Here is a 15,060-nt window from a genome sequence, read left to right as displayed (position 1 = left end):
CAGACACGATGCCAATTACCATACTTGATGGAATACTGATCGGTGTAACCCTCTTTTCCGCGGTCCTTGCCATGGTCCGCGGATTTTCGCGCGAGGTTCTGTCCGTCGCGTCCTGGGTTGCCGCCGCTGCTGCGGCTTATTATTTTTATCCGCTGCTTGAACCCTATGTGCTCGACTATACGACCAACAAACAGGTTGCCATGGGTGTTTCGGCGGGAATCATCTTTCTGATCGCGCTTATCGTCGTTTCTGTTCTGACAATGCGGATTGCGGATTTTGTGATCGACAGCCGCATCGGCGCACTTGACAGGACTCTTGGGTTCCTGTTCGGCGCGGCACGCGGCGTATTGCTGGTTGCCGTCGCAATGCTGTTTTTCAACTGGCTCGTCGCCGGCCCGCAGCAGCCGCCATGGGTGTCGGAAGCAAAATCAAAACCGCTGCTCGACTCCATCGGCGAGCAGCTTGTAAATGTTCTTCCAGAGGACGCGGATGCGACTATACTGGACAGGCTTAAAGGACTGAGTGGCGAAGATGCAGGCAGCGACCAGGAGTCCAGTGTCCGTGACACAGACAGACAGCATCGATCTTGACAACGAAGCCGACGCATTCCGAGATGAATGCGGCGTTTTTGGCATTTTCGGAAAGGAAGATGCCGCTGCGGTGGTGACACTCGGCCTACACGCTCTTCAACACCGGGGCCAGGAAGCGGCAGGCATCGTTTCCTACGACGGCAGCCAGTTTTCGGTCGAACGCCATGTTGGCCTGATCGGCGATACTTTCACAAAACAGTCCGTGCTCAACCGCCTGCCAGGAAGTCGGGCGATCGGCCACACGAGATATTCGACCACCGGCGGCGAAGGCCTGCGCAATGTGCAACCCTTCTTCGCCGAATTTGCCGGCGGCGGGTTTGCCATCTCCCACAATGGCAACATCACCAATGCGCTGACAAAGCAGCGGGAGCTGCAAAAGCGCGGCGCCATCTTTTCATCGACCTCTGACACGGAAACGCTGCTGCACCTGATTGCGATGAGCGAGCGCGAGTTCTTTGTCGAAAAATTCATCGACGCGGTCACACAGCTCGAAGGCGCCTTCTCGCTGGTCGGGCTTTCCGGCAAGAAGATGATCGGCGCCCGTGACCCGCTCGGCATCCGCCCGCTGGTGCTCGGCGATCTTGACGGCGCGCATATTCTGGCATCCGAAACCTGCGCGCTCGATATCATCGGCGCACGATACGTCCGCGACATCAAGCCGGGGGAAGTGGCCGTCATCACCAAAGACGGCGTGAAAAGCCATTTTCCGTGGGGAGAAGCCAAATCGCGCTTCTGCATCTTCGAATATGTCTACTTTGCCCGTCCCGATTCCAATCTCGATGGTCACAACGTCTATGAGGCGCGCAAGAAAATCGGCGAGGAACTGGCCAAGGAAAACCCGGTCGATGCCGACATGGTGGTGCCGGTGCCGGATTCCGGCACGCCTGCGGCTATCGGTTTTGCCCAGCAGGCCGGCCTGCCCTTTGATCTCGGCATTATCAGGAACCATTATGTGGGGCGCACTTTCATTCAACCGACCGCCTCCATTCGGCACATGGGCGTCAAACTGAAGCACAATGCCAACCGCAGGGCGATCGAGGGAAAACGGGTCGTGCTGGTTGACGATTCCATTGTGCGCGGCACCACTTCGCAGAAGATCGTGCAGATGGTACGCGATGCCGGCGCTGCCGAAGTGCACATGCGCATCGCATCGCCGCCCACGATGGCGTCCTGCTTTTATGGCGTAGACACGCCCGAGACATCCAAGCTGCTAGCCTCGCGCATGTCGATCGAGGATATGCGCGAATATATAAAGGTCGATTCCCTGGCGTTCCTGTCGATCGACGGTCTTTACCGAGCGGTCAGCGAACCTGGCCGGAACAACGAGTGTCCGCAATATTGCGATGCCTGCTTTACCGGCGAATACCCGACCGCACTGACGGACCGCGATGGAACCGACGCAACCCGCACGCTTTCGCTGCTTGCCAAACACGGATAATCGAGAATGACTGACCTCAACGGCCGAATTGCGCTGGTAACCGGCGCGTCGCGCGGCATCGGCTATTTCACAGCGCTTGAACTTGCAAAGGCCGGCGCACATGTCATCGCCGTCGCGCGGACAGTCGGCGGGCTGGAAGAGCTTGACGACGCCATCCAGGCAGAAGGCGGATCCGCCACTCTGGTGCCGCAGGATCTGATGGACATGAAGGCGATCGACAAACTCGGCGCAGCAATCAACGAGCGATGGCAAAAACTGGATATTCTTGTCGCCAATTCAGGAATATTGGGACCGTTGTCGCCGATCGGTCATTACGAGGCGAAAGCGTTCGAAAAGGTCATGACCAAAAACGTGACGTCGACCTGGCGCGTTATCCGATCCGTCGAGCCGCTGCTGCACAATTCCGATGCCGGGCGCGCTATCGTGCTCTCCTCCGGCGCCGCGCATAACTGCCGGCCCTTCTGGGGCGCCTATGCGGCAAGCAAGGCCGCACTTGAAGCATTGGCAAGGTGCTGGGCGGCCGAAACGGTCAATACGCCGCTAAGGGTCAATTGCGTCAATCCGGGCCGCACCCGCACGGCGATGCGGGCATTGGCAATGCCCGGTGAAGACCCGATGACCGTCCCCCACCCTTCGGAGGTTGCTGCAAAGATCGTCAAGCTCGCCGATCCGCAACTGCAGGAAACCGGCATGCTTTACGACGTGCCGGAAGACCGGTTCCTGGCGTTTCAGCATCCGGCGTGACCGCCTGCTACGGTTTTGGCTTCCGGGCCGCCGGGTTGAGACCTTATCCAACGCGTTGAATCAATTATAATTCTCACTGTTTCAAGCTTGCAATCTTTAGTGATTGGCAAGCCGGAACAGGCGCGCATATATGCGCTGGTAATTATTTCATATTATTTTTCGCCATATTCTTGTTTGATATATACTGAATGACTATATGCTCATGAAACATATCGTTTCGTGCTGATCGGGATGGAGTCCCTTCCGGGTCAGATCAACGAAGGACAAGGGACCTGTCCATGAACGTACGCACAGTTTGCCTGGCGATTCTGCAGTTTTCGGATGCGACCGGCTATGAAATCAAAAAAATGTCGACCGAGGAGCGCTTTGCCTTTTTCGTCGATGCGAGCTTCGGTTCGATATATCCGGCGCTTTCAAGGCTGCAGGACGATGGCTGCGTGACGGTCCGCGAAGAGTATGAATCGGGCAAACCGCCACGCAAGATTTACTCCATCACCGACAAAGGCCGTGAGGAACTGATTGAATCTCTGCAGGTACTTCCCCGCCCGGACACATTCAAATCGGAATTTCTGCTGATGGCGCTTTGCGCGGGACTGCTGGATCGCGAAACCATCGTTCGCGCACTCGACAAACGAATCAAAGACTTGCAGGCAGATATGACAATGTTCGATGAGGCCGAAAGCTGTATCGGACAAGGACCACTCGGCCTTGCGTGGGTGGCGGATTACGGCCGCACCATGCATGAGGCAAGCTTGAAATATCTATTGGAAAACAGGGGTCGGCTTGAAGCACTGACGCAGGCCCCGGACCGCTCTAACGAAGCGGCGGAATAAGAAGACCACAGGAGAGCCTTCACATGGCATTTCGCATCAAGGGATCACATATCGCGGCGCTGGTTATTGCGGGCGCCGTCGTGGGGTGGATGGCCACGGGAAACATCGTTGTCGGCGGCCAGGCCAACTCAGCCAATGCAACTCCCCCTCCCGCAGAGCGGGCGGACAGTGACGAGGCACTTTTCAAGGTTCGTTACATCACCGTAAATCCGGAAGTCAGGCCCGATACTATTCTGGTTCGCGGCCGCACGCAGGCCGATGCCATCGTGCCCGTGCGGGCGGAAACATCCGGGACGCTTGAAAAACGACTCGTTTCGAAAGGCGACCGCGTCAAGGCCGGCGATCTTGTCTGTCAGCTAGACCGCGGCGTGCGGGAAACAGCGGTGAACCGTGCGACTGCAGCCTACGACCAGGCTGTGTTCGACTATGAAGGCGCCGTCGAATTGCAGACAAAGGGATATTCGTCAGATACGCGGGTCATGGCGCTTAAAGCAGCCATGGACGGGGCCTCTGCGACCCTGGCGGAGGCAAAGCACGAGCTTTCGCGCACGGACATCACGGCAACAGCCAACGGTATCGTGCAGGACCCGATCGCAGAGACCGGTGACAATCTTTCCATCGGCGATGTCTGCATCACGCTGATCAATGCCGATCCGATGTTGTTCATCGGCCAGGTGTCGGAACGCCAGATCGGGCAGATCAAAGTGGGCGACCCGACGGGCGTTCAGTTGGTCTCCGGCGAAACCGTTGCCGGAAAAATCCGCTATGTTGCGCCCTCGGCCGATGCCGCGACTCGCACATTCCTGATTGAAGTCGAGCTGCCAAATCCGGACGGATTGCTGCGTGACGGCGTAACGGCTGCCGCTCTGATCGAATTGGAAGGTACCGAAGCCTATCGCATCAAACCTTCGTGGCTGACCCTCGACGATGAAGGTTCGATCGGCGTTCGGGTTGTGGAAAACGGCGATGCGGTTTCCTTCAGGCAACTGAACATCATCTCCCATACGCCTGACACGATGTGGGTCACCGGGCTTGAGCCCGGCACCAAAGTCATAACCGTCGGCCAGGACTATGTCATTCCCGGCCAAACCGTTGAGCCTGTAGCAGCAGAAACCGCTGCCCAGACCGCCAAGGACGACGCCAACTCATGACTTCCGCCCTACAAGCCATAATTTCGCGTCCCAAAACCGTTCTGACGCTGATGGTGTTCATGATCGCTGCGGGGATCATGTCCTATGTCAGCATTCCGAAAGAGGCGAATCCGGACATTGACGTGCCGGTCTACTACGTCTCGATCAGTCAGCAGGGTATTTCCCCGCGCGACGCCGAACGCCTTCTCATCAGGCCGATGGAGACCTCGCTAAGGGGTATCGACGGCCTGAAGGAACTGACTGCAATCGCGTCTGAGGGTCACGCCGGTATCGTTCTGGAATTCAACATCGAGACCGACAGTGACCAGGTCCTGGCCGATGTGCGCGACAAGGTCGACGAGGCCAAGGCCGAACTGCCGGATGAAGCGGACGAGCCGACGATTTCGGAAACCAACTTCGCACTGCAGCCGACGATCATCGTAACGCTTTCAGGTGAAGTGCCTGAACGTACGCTAACGACGCATGCACGCCGGCTGAAGGACGAAATCGAGGCAATTTCATCGGTTCGCGAGGCCAGCCTTTCGGGCAACCGGGAAGAACTTCTGGAGGTCATTCTCGACCTGATGAAGATGGAATCCTACGACATCACGCAGGATGAACTTCTCAATGCGCTGAGGCAGAACAACCAGCTTGTCGCCGCCGGCTTCATCGACGATGGCAACGGTCGCTTCAACGTCAAGGTTCCCGGCCTTGTCGAGACGGCACAGGATGTCTTCGAAATTCCGATCAAGCAGAGTGGCGAAGGCGTCGTAACGCTCGGAGAAGTCGCCGAGATCCGGCGGACCTATAAGGATCCTTCGGCTTTCACGCGCGTTAACGGCCAGCCGGCTATCTCCATCGAGGTAACGAAGCGCATCGGCACCAACATCATTGAAAATAATGATCAGGTCCGGGCTGTCGTCAAGGAGTTCACCAAGGAGTGGCCGAAGTCGATCCGGGTGAATTACCTGCTCGACCAGTCCAGCTTCATCTTCGAGGTGCTCGGTTCACTGCAATCGTCGATCATGACCGCCATCGTGCTTGTCATGATCTGCGTTGTCGGCACGTTGGGCCTGCGTTCGGGCCTTCTCGTGGGCCTGGCCATCCCCGGCTCCTTCATGCTCGCCTTCCTGATCCTCGGCGGGCTTGGCATGACGGTCAACATGATGGTCATGTTCGGGATGGTGCTGACGGTCGGCATGCTGGTTGACGGCGCCATCGTCGTTACCGAATACGCCGACCGGAAGATCGCCGAGGGCATGGTGCCCGCCGACGCCTATAAGCGCGCATCGAAACTGATGTTCTGGCCTGTCGTCTCGTCGACGGCAACGACGCTTGCCGCGTTCCTGCCGCTCCTCCTATGGCCGGGCGTTCCGGGCGAGTTCATGAGCTATTTGCCGAAGATGGTTATCATCGTCCTGACGGCATCGCTCTTGACGGCGCTTGTCTTCCTGCCGGTAACAGGCACCGCCTTCGCGCAGGTCGCATCTGCGGTCTCGAAACGCTCCAGCGCGGTAACCGCGGTGTTCGTCGGTGCCGTCGCCGGTTTCTTTGCCTATGGCGGGCCGCTGGCGGAACTTGATCCGATCATCCGGCTGGGCGGCGGTGTGCTGACCGCCGCGATCGCATTGTTCCTGGCCTATCGCGTTACCAGCTTCATTGCTTCGCGCCGCAAGGAAAAACCGATTGCGGAAGCCGACAATGTAGCACTGATGCTGTCGTCGCGTGCCGAACTGGACGTCAAACAGGTTCCGGGAATTACCGGTTCCTATCTGCGCTTCCTGCGCTATGCGGCCGGCACGCTTTGGGGCAACGCGCTGGTGATTGTTGCCATACTGTCGATGACAGCCGCGAGCTTCATCTACTTTGCCAACAACAACAAGGGCGTGGAATTCTTCGTTGACGAGGAACCGGATGTCGCCATTGTTCTGGTCTCGGCACGCGGCAACATGTCCGCCGCCGAAATCCGGGATATCGTTGGCGAGGTCGAGGCCGAAGTGCTGCAGATTCCCGGTATCGACAATGTCGTCATGACCGCGTCTGCATCCGGCGGTACCGGTGGCAGTGTGCTTGGCGGCGTGCAGGACAAGCCGGCTGACGTCGTTGGTGAACTACAAATCGAACTGGCCGATTACTGCTGCCGGCGCAAAGCCGTCGATATCTTCGAGGATATCCGTGTGCGCACCGCCGACATGGCGGGCATCAAGGTGGAAGTCCGCAAGATCGAGGGCGGGCCGCCGACGGGCAAGGATCTTCGTCTTGAAGTCAAATCGACCGACTACGACACGATGGTCGCAACCATCGGCCGCATTCGCGACTATGTCGACACCGTGGACATCCTGACCGACCAGGAGGATGGACGTCCCCTGCCCGGCATCGAATGGCAGATCGACGTCGATCGTGAACAGGCCGGCCGCTACAATGCCGGCATCGTAGGCGTCGGTTCGATGGTCCAACTGGTGACGAACGGTGTTCTGATCGGCACATACCGGCCGAATGATTCGGAAGACGAGGTGGATATTCGCGTCCGCCTGCCGGAGGATCAGCGTACGCTCGACCAGTTCGAACTGCTCAAGCTGCGCACGTCCAACGGTCAGGTGCCTCTGTCCAATTTCATCACACGCTCACCGCAGCAGAAAGTGTCGTCCATCACACGCCGCGACGGCCTTTACGCCATGGATGTCAAAGCCAGCGTCGCCGATGGCGCGATGTTTGACGGACGTTCCGCAACGCCGGACGATGCGGTGAAAACGGTACAGGCATGGCTCGACACCCAGGAATGGCCGGAAAACGTGTTCCTTCGCTTCCGCGGTGCGGACGAGGAGCAAAAGGAATCCGGCGAGTTCCTGGCCAAGGCCGCCGTTGCGGCGCTGTTCATGATGTTCATCATCCTGCTGACGCAGTTCAACTCCTTCTACCAGACCGTGTTGACGCTCTCGACGGTGATCCTCGCTATCTCCGGCGTTCTGATCGGCATGGCGGTAACGGGGCAGCGTTTCTCGATCATCATGACGGGAACCGGTGTCGTGGCACTGGCGGGGATCGTGGTGAACAACGCCATCGTGCTGATCGATACGTTCAACCGATTGCGTGACGAAGGCGTCAAGGACATCCGCCAGGCCGCCCTGAAGACTGCGGCACAGCGGCTGCGCCCGATCATGCTGACAACTGTCACGACGATCCTCGGCCTCGTGCCGATGGCGCTGCAGATCAACATGAACTTCTTCACGCAGACGATCTCGGTGGGCGGCATCACCTCCATCTGGTGGGTACAGCTTTCGACGGCGATCATCTTCGGGCTGGCGTTCTCGACCATGCTGACGCTGGTGCTGATCCCGTCAATGCTGACACTTCCGACCAACGTGTCCGACAATTGGCACACGATCTCCGGCTGGTTCAGCCGCTCACGGTCCAAAAGCGACACCGCCGGAACCGTTTCTGCAACAGAGGCGGCGAAAGACGATGCCGGCAAACAGGCTGACAATGACGATCTGCCGCTGGCGCGGCCCGATGCGGCTGAGTAGCAGGAAATCATCAAGCACCTTGAAAGGCGCCGCCCAAACGGGCGGCGCCTTTTTTATGGCAACCGGCGCAGTATCTCGAATGACCATTGCGTGCGGCAACGCCGCGTGGTCTTCTGTCGCCAAGCCGGTGAAATCAAAACGGGAACTCTGTATGACGTCCGATACCGATCCCTTTGCGCATCATCCCGAACTGCAAGGCAAGATCGTCGACCCGGAAGTATCTTTTTTCCGCACATTCAAACCATCGGATTTCGATGAACGCATGCAGGCAATGGGCGTGCCGGCGCACTGGCGAATGACGGATGACGAACGGGAGGCATCGCGCCGAAAAACCCTGGACGGACATCTGAACGACGACCTTTGGGTCTTTGCTTACGGCTCGCTAATGTGGGATCCGGGCTTCCGCTTCGTGGAAGTCCTCAAGGCTGAGGTTTCGGGCTACTCACGCTCCTTCTGTCTCAAGGACGAACTTGGCGGCCGCGGCTCGCGCGAGGCGCCAGGGCTGATGGCGGCGCTGGACGACGGTCCCGGCTGCACCGGACTTGCCTTCCGTATAACGAAGGATCAGGTCGACGAAGAAACGGAAATCCTGTGGCGTCGCGAAATGGCGACGGGTGTCTATGTCCCCACCATAATCGGTGCGGAAACCGCTGAAGGCACTGTGAAATGCGTGGCTTTCATCGCCAATCATCAGGCAAAGCGCATCCGCAGGGACCTGACCAGAGAAGAGCAGGTCCGCTACATCGCCACCGGAACCGGCGTCCTGGGCACCAGTCTTGAATATATTGAAAACCTCGCGGAACATCTCACGGCACTAGGCATCGACGATCAGGAGGTTTTCTCCCTGCTTGCGGCGGCAAAGGGGTTTGACAAAAGTGCGTAGCAGACCCGATTGCCCGCACCTATCTGGAATAAGTCATCACCTGTTTGCTCGTGAGCCGAGCGAGCAGCTCCGGTTCTTGATCGACCGGTTCCAAGAGCAAAAGTGCGTGCTATGTTCGGCCTCATGAAATTGCGGCACTGTTTGTTGACTGTTACGGCTATCTTCCTGTCGGCGATGCAGGGATGCAGCAGCCTTTCTTATTACACGCAATCCCTGAACGGGCATATCAGCCTGGTTTCCGCTGCCAAGCCGGTCGATAAGCTGCTCAACGATCCCTCTCGGGAACAGGGACTTCGGGAACAATTGAAGCAGGCGCGCGATATTCGCCAGTTTGCCATCGACGAGCTCGCATTGCCGGACAATGAAAGCTATCGCAGCTATGTCGATACCGGCAGGGAATATGTGACCTGGGCGGTGTTTGCCGCGCCTGAATTTTCGTTGGCCGTCCATACATGGTGTTTTCCGGCGGTCGGATGCGTGCCGTATCGGGGGTATTTTTCAGAAAAAGCGGCCGTCAAGTTCGCTCAGGGCGTCCGCACCCAGGGTTTCGACGTCTATGTCGGCGGCGTGCCCGCCTATTCAACACTCGGTTGGTTCGACGATCCACTGCTGAACACTATGTTCCGGCGCGGCGAAACCTATCTTGCCGGGGTGGTTTTTCACGAGCTTTCCCATCAGCGCGTCTACGTGCAGGATGATTCCGAATTCAATGAGGCGTTCGCAGTGGCGGTGGAACAGAGCGGAACAACGGCGTGGTTGCGACACCGGTCCGACCGCGCCGCCTTGCGACGCTACAATGCCATGCAGAAACGCAATGATGATTTTCTGGCGCTGATCGCCGAAACCCGTGAAGAACTGGCCATCATTTACAGCAGCAAAGACAGCGATGCGCAAAAGCGCGTGGCGAAAGCCGCGGCAATTGAAAGGCTGCGTGCGCGGTATCGGCGGATGAAAGAAGGCCGATGGAATGGTTATGACGGCTATGACCATTGGTTCAGCGAACCCATCAACAATGCAAAGCTGGCCACAGTTTCGGTCTACAATGACCTGTTGCCCGCATTTTCAAACCTGCTCGTGATCTGCTCTGGCGATTATGAGCGTTTTTACAAGGCGGTTGAGCGCATTGGCAAGCTCGACAAACAGCAGCGCTTACAGGCACTGAACGGCGCGAACCGCTGCGAATGACCGGTGCGGTAAGTGTTTTAATGGACGGTTGCGGGACCTGTGACCGCTGAAACAGCTATTGAAGCATCCTTCCTAATCATTTGAATCTTAAATACTATCTATCGGTCGAACTCCGATCCCGGATCGAGATGTATTGCTTTTCTGTATGCACGCAATGACGTCTTGAGCCAGGTCAATGAAGACGGCGCGTATGTGTGGGATATGTGAACTGAGAATTGCCTGAAACCGATCAACGGGAGACCACATCATGTACAAAAACATCCTTGTACCAGTCCTCATTGATGAGCATCATGACACGCAGGCATCCTATCTTGCCGCGCAAGCGCTGGCGGATGAGGGCGCGAAATTCACCGTTCTGCACGTGATGGAGACGATACCGACCTTTGTCGCATCCCAGTTACCGAAGGAAATAATGGACAAATCCTGGCATGAGGCTGAAAAAGCCCTGAAGCAGTCCGCTGCCGCATTGCCGGGAGCGGCGACATGCCTTGAATCCGGGCATCCGGGACGCTTCATTGTAGATTTTGCAAAGGAAAACGGAATTGACTGCATCATCATAGCGTCGCACAGACCTGGAATTGAGGACTACTTCCTCGGCTCAACCGCTGCCAGAGTGGTGCGCCATGCCCAATGCGCAGTGCATGTTATCCGCTAGTGCAGCCGATTGCCAAAGCCCAAACGGCGTCACGAACGCACCTTGGCCATGCGCGTCCTTAACCTCGGCGAATAATTTCGCTACCATGAAATCGACAAAGCCAAGAGCGACAACAAAAGACACACGGCAAAAGCCGTCGTCGGCACAACAAATGGAGTGGGCACAACACGAAAAGGGAGGAGAAAATGGGTGACGACCATGGAGAAACCGTTCGCGGCAGAGAGGCCGGGCCTCGGTGCATAGCGCTTGTCGGACCTTTTGGAAGCGGTAAGACAACGGTTTTAGAAGCAATCCTGGCGCGCACAGGGGCCATTAACAGACAGGGCAGTGTCGATCAGGGAAGCACCGTCGGCGATGCATCGCCCGAAGCGCGGGCACACGCGATGAGCGTGGAGGCCAATGTCGCCAGCACAGATTATCTCGGCGACCGGTTCACCTTCGTGGACTGCCCCGGATCGGTGGAATTTCTGAGTGAAGCAAATGGAGCGCTTGCGGGCGCAGATCTTGCCATCGTCGTGGCCGAAGCCGACGACAAAAAACTCTCCGCCCTGCAGATGATACTGAAGACATTGGAAGACCGTGGCATCCCGCACCTTCTTTTCATCAACAAAATCGACAAATTTCAGGGCAGCATCCGCAACCTGCTGAAAGCCTTCCAACCCGCCTCCGATGCACCGCTTGTTGTGCGCCAGATGCCCATCTGGAAAAACGGGATTGCGACCGGCTTCATCGATCTGGCCCTTGAAAGGGCCTATGTCTACAAGGAACATGCCACCAGCGAAGTGATCGAAATTCCCGACGAGGAACAGGCCCGCGAGGTCGAGGCGCGCTTCGAAATGCTTGAGCAGATCGCCGACTATGACGACGTCCTGATGGAACAGCTGCTGGAGGACATCAATCCTGAACGCGATCTTGTATTCAGCGATCTTGTCAACGAGCTGCAGGCCGGCGACATCTGCCCGGTATTTATCGGGTCAGCCGAACATGGCAACGGCATATGGAGGCTTTTGAAAGCTCTTCGGCATGAAGCGCCGGGCATATCGCAGACCTGTCAGCGGCTCGGACTGGCGACGGAAGCCGGCAAGGAATCCCGTCTGCAGGTTCTCAAGACCTATCACACCACGCGTGGCGGCAAACTGTCTGTTGCGCGTGTGCTGTCCGGCAGTATTTCCGAGGGCGACACGGTAAAACGGCCTGACGGTTCGGAAACACGGGTATCGGGCGTCCTCGATCTCATGGGTCAGCAGGGAACGAAACGCGGTCGGGCCGAGCGTGGCGAAACGGTTGCGCTCAACAAGCTTGAAGGGGTTTTGACCGGAGAGACGCTGACAACGGACGGATCGCCGGCAAAAAATCTTCAAGAGCTCGATATCCCCGATCCTGTCATCGCGTTCAGCGTTTCCGCAAAGGAACGCAAAGACGAGGTTAAACTTTCCACCGCCCTGCAGCGGGCTGTCGAGGAGGACCCTTCCTTACGTGTAACGCACAGCCAGGACACCGGCGAAACGCTGCTGGAGGGTCGCGGTGAAATGCACCTGCGGGTCACACTTGAACGCCTCATCGGCAAATACGGCATATCGGCTGAAGCAGGCACGCCCACCCTTCCCTACAAGGAAACGATCCGCGAAGCGACGCGTGTGCGCGGCCGCCACAAGAAACAAAGTGGCGGGCACGGTCAGTTCGGCGATGTCATCCTTGACATCAAGCCGCTGGCGCGCGGGGAAGGTTTTGTGTTCTCGGACACCATTACCGGCGGTGCTGTTCCAAAGCAGTACATTCCGTCGGTGCGCGAGGGTATTCGCGACTATCTGACCGAAGGTCCGCTGGGTTTTCCGGTCGTGGATATCTCGGTAAATCTTTCGGACGGTTCCTTTCATTCCGTCGATTCTTCCGACCAGGCATTCCGCATGGCCGGCCAGATCGGCATGCGCGAAGGCATGCCTGATTGCAAACCGGTTCTGCTGGAGCCCATGTGCCGTGTCGAAATATTCTGTCCCAACGATGCGACGGCCAGGATAAACGCCATCGTGTCCGGCCGGCGCGGCCAACTGCTTGGCTTCGACGCGCGTCCGGGCTGGAGCGGCTGGGATGCAGTCGCCGCGATAATGCCGGAATCCGAAATCCAGGATCTGATCGTCGAATTGCGTTCGGCAACCGCCGGCGTTGCGACATTCAAGAAAACCTTCGACCACCTGGCTGAGGTAACCGGCAAACAAGCAGAGCTTATTCTGCAGAAGCACGGAAGAAGGGCTGCTTAGAGCAGCAAATTGCATCGTGCCGTGAACAAAACGGCCGGCCCCTGGGCCGGCCGATTGTTCATTGAACCTTATGCATACATGTGATTGCGAAATTTAAAGCGCGCGTTTACCAGCGTCCGGATGCGGTCGTCATATCCGTCTGTGAAATCCGTATCGGGAACCTGTCCCTGACCCTGGCATCCATCTCCTTGCCGAGATAATTGGGATAGTGCGTTGCGAGCAACTGCGCCGCCTTGGTGCGGCTGCGTTCGAACAGGTCCGTCGAACCTTCCTCCTGCCAGCGGTCAGTCGGAGAGCGGTCCATCAAATCCGGATAGACATATTCGCTTTCCATGTAGGCCAGCGTCTGTTCGTTGCCGAGAAAGTGGCCCGGATCCACGGCACAGGCGTTTACAACGTCCAGCGAAAGCGTTTCGTCATTCACCTCGATACCGCGCAGGGTGCGGGCAACCATTCCGATCACCTCGTCGTCGATGACCATGGATTCGAAACTGCAGCCCATGAGGCTGCCCATCATGCCGCCGACCTCACACAGGCGGTTTGCGCCGGCATGGGCCGCCAGTGTGTAGGTCAAAGACTTTTCAATGCCGTACTGCGCATCGGGGATTTGCGAATCCGTCATGCCGCAGCCAATACTGTTCGGCAGGTCGTAATAATTTCCCATCTGTACCGCCGCCGCCGAGACCAGCGCCTGCTCCCCGCTGCCGCCGGTAAATGAACCGGTGCGAAGATCTGTGATGAACGGCCAGGCGGCGAAAGTCATCGGGCAGCCGGGATTTATAAGATTGACAATCGCCGTGCAGGCCAGCGTCTCGGCGACCACCTGCGCCAGGGTGCCGGCGAGAGGCGTCGGCGAGGTCGCGCCGGACTGAGGAGCAACGGCAATGTCGCTTGTCAGTCCCATGCGGCTGGCATCCATGAGGATTTCCAGGTTTTCCCGGCCGAACCGGAGCGGCGAGACAATCGGACAGCCGCCGAATATCACCGACGGTTTTTTGAGAAAGGCCCCCTCGCCACCCGATGCCATATCGAAGAGTTCGATCGCCGGCTTAATATGATCGCGGGAGCGGAACGACAGGCAGACCGGCTTCTCACTGCCTGCCAGGATTGCATACACCATGTTGATGTCGTGTTCGAAATCGTCGGTGATGTCAGTCGCCAGGACCGTATCGCCGGTCATATGGATATTGTCGAGCGTATCCACCAGACGGGTGAAATCGTAGATGTCGAGCGCCGTCGAAGGGCGATAGGATTTTGTCTGTGCATCTAATGTCGTAACGGCTGTGCCGGAGTTCGAAAAGTAGACCTTGTTCCCGGTGCAATGAATGTCGTCCTTTCCTGCCCGGCTTCCGCGAGCGTGAACCACATATTCCCGCGCCGCGCCGGCTATCAGATCCTCCATCAGCGCCCGCGGGAAGCACAGCCGGCCGTATTCGTTCAAAAAAGCGCCTTTCGGCAAGACGATGTCGAGCAGCTCGTCTATCGGATCTCCAATTCCGGTTTTTTCGAGGATGAAAAGCGATGCATCGTGCACCTTGTCCATATCCGCGTGTGTCATCGGCTGGTATCTGCCGCCCGGAATTCCCGGCCAAATGGCCTTGGATGCCGTCGACGCCCTGCGGGCTTCAAGCCTGCCCTCCCGACCGGCACCCTTCCTGCGGGACTTGCGGTGAACAACTTCATTCATGCGGTCTGCTCCCCTATTGCCAGGCCATTCTCTCATTAAATGGACGATTGTCCATTTGTAAAATTGACGCAGGTCTGTGTCAATCGGATTGCAGACGGTCCGGAATTCGCGTTATGGGTTATTCGGGTTGGGC

The 15,060-nt window shown here is 57.7% G+C and carries 11 protein-coding genes; 10 read left to right on the top strand and 1 reads right to left on the bottom strand.

Annotated features, from left to right (window positions below):
- Positions 1-8 precede the first annotated feature (8 nt).
- From ABVT35_RS06950 to ABVT35_RS06905, 10 genes are all read left to right on the top strand, one after another.
- Positions 9-590 carry a CvpA family protein gene (locus ABVT35_RS06950; RefSeq protein WP_368465554.1) on the top strand — a complete coding sequence of 194 codons (582 nt, stop codon included), beginning with the start codon at positions 9-11 and terminating at the stop codon, positions 588-590.
- Positions 556-2,028 (top strand): amidophosphoribosyltransferase, encoded by a 1,473-nt coding sequence (gene purF / locus ABVT35_RS06945; RefSeq protein ID WP_368465553.1) that lies wholly within the window; start codon positions 556-558, stop codon positions 2,026-2,028. Before ABVT35_RS06950 ends, purF begins: the two co-directional genes overlap by 35 nt.
- Before the next feature lie 6 nt (positions 2,029-2,034).
- Complete coding sequence (locus tag ABVT35_RS06940) at positions 2,035-2,772, top strand: SDR family NAD(P)-dependent oxidoreductase (RefSeq protein WP_368465552.1); 738 nt, start codon at positions 2,035-2,037, stop codon at positions 2,770-2,772.
- A 278-nt stretch (positions 2,773-3,050) separates the two neighbouring features.
- Positions 3,051-3,605, top strand: coding sequence for a PadR family transcriptional regulator (locus ABVT35_RS06935; RefSeq protein WP_368465551.1), 555 nt, complete (start codon positions 3,051-3,053; stop codon positions 3,603-3,605).
- Between the two features lie 23 nt (positions 3,606-3,628).
- Complete coding sequence (locus tag ABVT35_RS06930; protein WP_368465550.1) at positions 3,629-4,756, top strand: efflux RND transporter periplasmic adaptor subunit; 1,128 nt, start codon at positions 3,629-3,631, stop codon at positions 4,754-4,756.
- Complete coding sequence (locus tag ABVT35_RS06925; RefSeq protein WP_368465549.1) at positions 4,753-8,259, top strand: efflux RND transporter permease subunit; 3,507 nt, start codon at positions 4,753-4,755, stop codon at positions 8,257-8,259. Before ABVT35_RS06930 ends, ABVT35_RS06925 begins: the two co-directional genes overlap by 4 nt.
- Before the next feature lie 151 nt (positions 8,260-8,410).
- Positions 8,411-9,142, top strand: a complete 732-nt coding sequence (locus ABVT35_RS06920) for a gamma-glutamylcyclotransferase (RefSeq protein WP_368465548.1) — start codon at positions 8,411-8,413, stop codon at positions 9,140-9,142.
- 144 nt (positions 9,143-9,286) lie between these two features.
- A complete protein-coding gene (locus tag ABVT35_RS06915) occupies positions 9,287-10,327 on the top strand; it encodes an aminopeptidase (RefSeq protein ID WP_368465547.1) in 1,041 nt (346 codons plus the stop codon).
- Between the two features lie 247 nt (positions 10,328-10,574).
- Positions 10,575-10,982, top strand: coding sequence for a universal stress protein (locus ABVT35_RS06910; protein ID WP_368465546.1), 408 nt, complete (start codon positions 10,575-10,577; stop codon positions 10,980-10,982).
- A gap of 185 nt (positions 10,983-11,167) precedes the next feature.
- Positions 11,168-13,240, top strand: coding sequence for an elongation factor G (locus tag ABVT35_RS06905; RefSeq protein WP_368465545.1), 2,073 nt, complete (start codon positions 11,168-11,170; stop codon positions 13,238-13,240).
- 106 nt (positions 13,241-13,346) lie between these two features.
- Here ABVT35_RS06905 and ABVT35_RS06900 read toward each other — a convergent pair whose 3' ends face one another.
- The gene (locus ABVT35_RS06900; protein WP_368465544.1) at positions 13,347-14,927 is read right to left on the bottom strand and encodes a trimethylamine methyltransferase family protein; all 1,581 of its coding nucleotides are present in this window, start codon (positions 14,925-14,927) and stop codon (positions 13,347-13,349) included.
- Positions 14,928-15,060: the final 133 nt, after the last annotated feature.

Origin of the sequence: Hoeflea sp. TYP-13, from assembly GCF_040932035.1 — a bacterium.
Classification (GTDB): Bacteria; Pseudomonadota; Alphaproteobacteria; order Rhizobiales; family Rhizobiaceae; genus Hoeflea_A.
This window is presented reverse-complemented; position numbering and strand designations above follow the sequence as displayed.

What these genes read in the sequence shown, in the direction of transcription:
- ABVT35_RS06950 (WP_368465554.1), top strand. Translation starts at nt 9, where the DNA reads ATGCCAATTACCATACTTGATGGAATACTGATCGGTGTAACCCTCTTT.
- ABVT35_RS06930 (WP_368465550.1), top strand. Translation starts at nt 3,629, where the DNA reads ATGGCATTTCGCATCAAGGGATCACATATCGCGGCGCTGGTTATTGCG.
- ABVT35_RS06905 (WP_368465545.1), top strand. Translation starts at nt 11,168, where the DNA reads ATGGGTGACGACCATGGAGAAACCGTTCGCGGCAGAGAGGCCGGGCCT.
- ABVT35_RS06940 (WP_368465552.1), top strand. Translation starts at nt 2,035, where the DNA reads ATGACTGACCTCAACGGCCGAATTGCGCTGGTAACCGGCGCGTCGCGC.
- ABVT35_RS06900 (WP_368465544.1), bottom strand. Translation starts at nt 14,927, where the DNA reads ATGAATGAAGTTGTTCACCGCAAGTCCCGCAGGAAGGGTGCCGGTCGG.
- ABVT35_RS06910 (WP_368465546.1), top strand. Translation starts at nt 10,575, where the DNA reads ATGTACAAAAACATCCTTGTACCAGTCCTCATTGATGAGCATCATGAC.
- ABVT35_RS06925 (WP_368465549.1), top strand. Translation starts at nt 4,753, where the DNA reads ATGACTTCCGCCCTACAAGCCATAATTTCGCGTCCCAAAACCGTTCTG.
- ABVT35_RS06935 (WP_368465551.1), top strand. Translation starts at nt 3,051, where the DNA reads ATGAACGTACGCACAGTTTGCCTGGCGATTCTGCAGTTTTCGGATGCG.
- ABVT35_RS06920 (WP_368465548.1), top strand. Translation starts at nt 8,411, where the DNA reads ATGACGTCCGATACCGATCCCTTTGCGCATCATCCCGAACTGCAAGGC.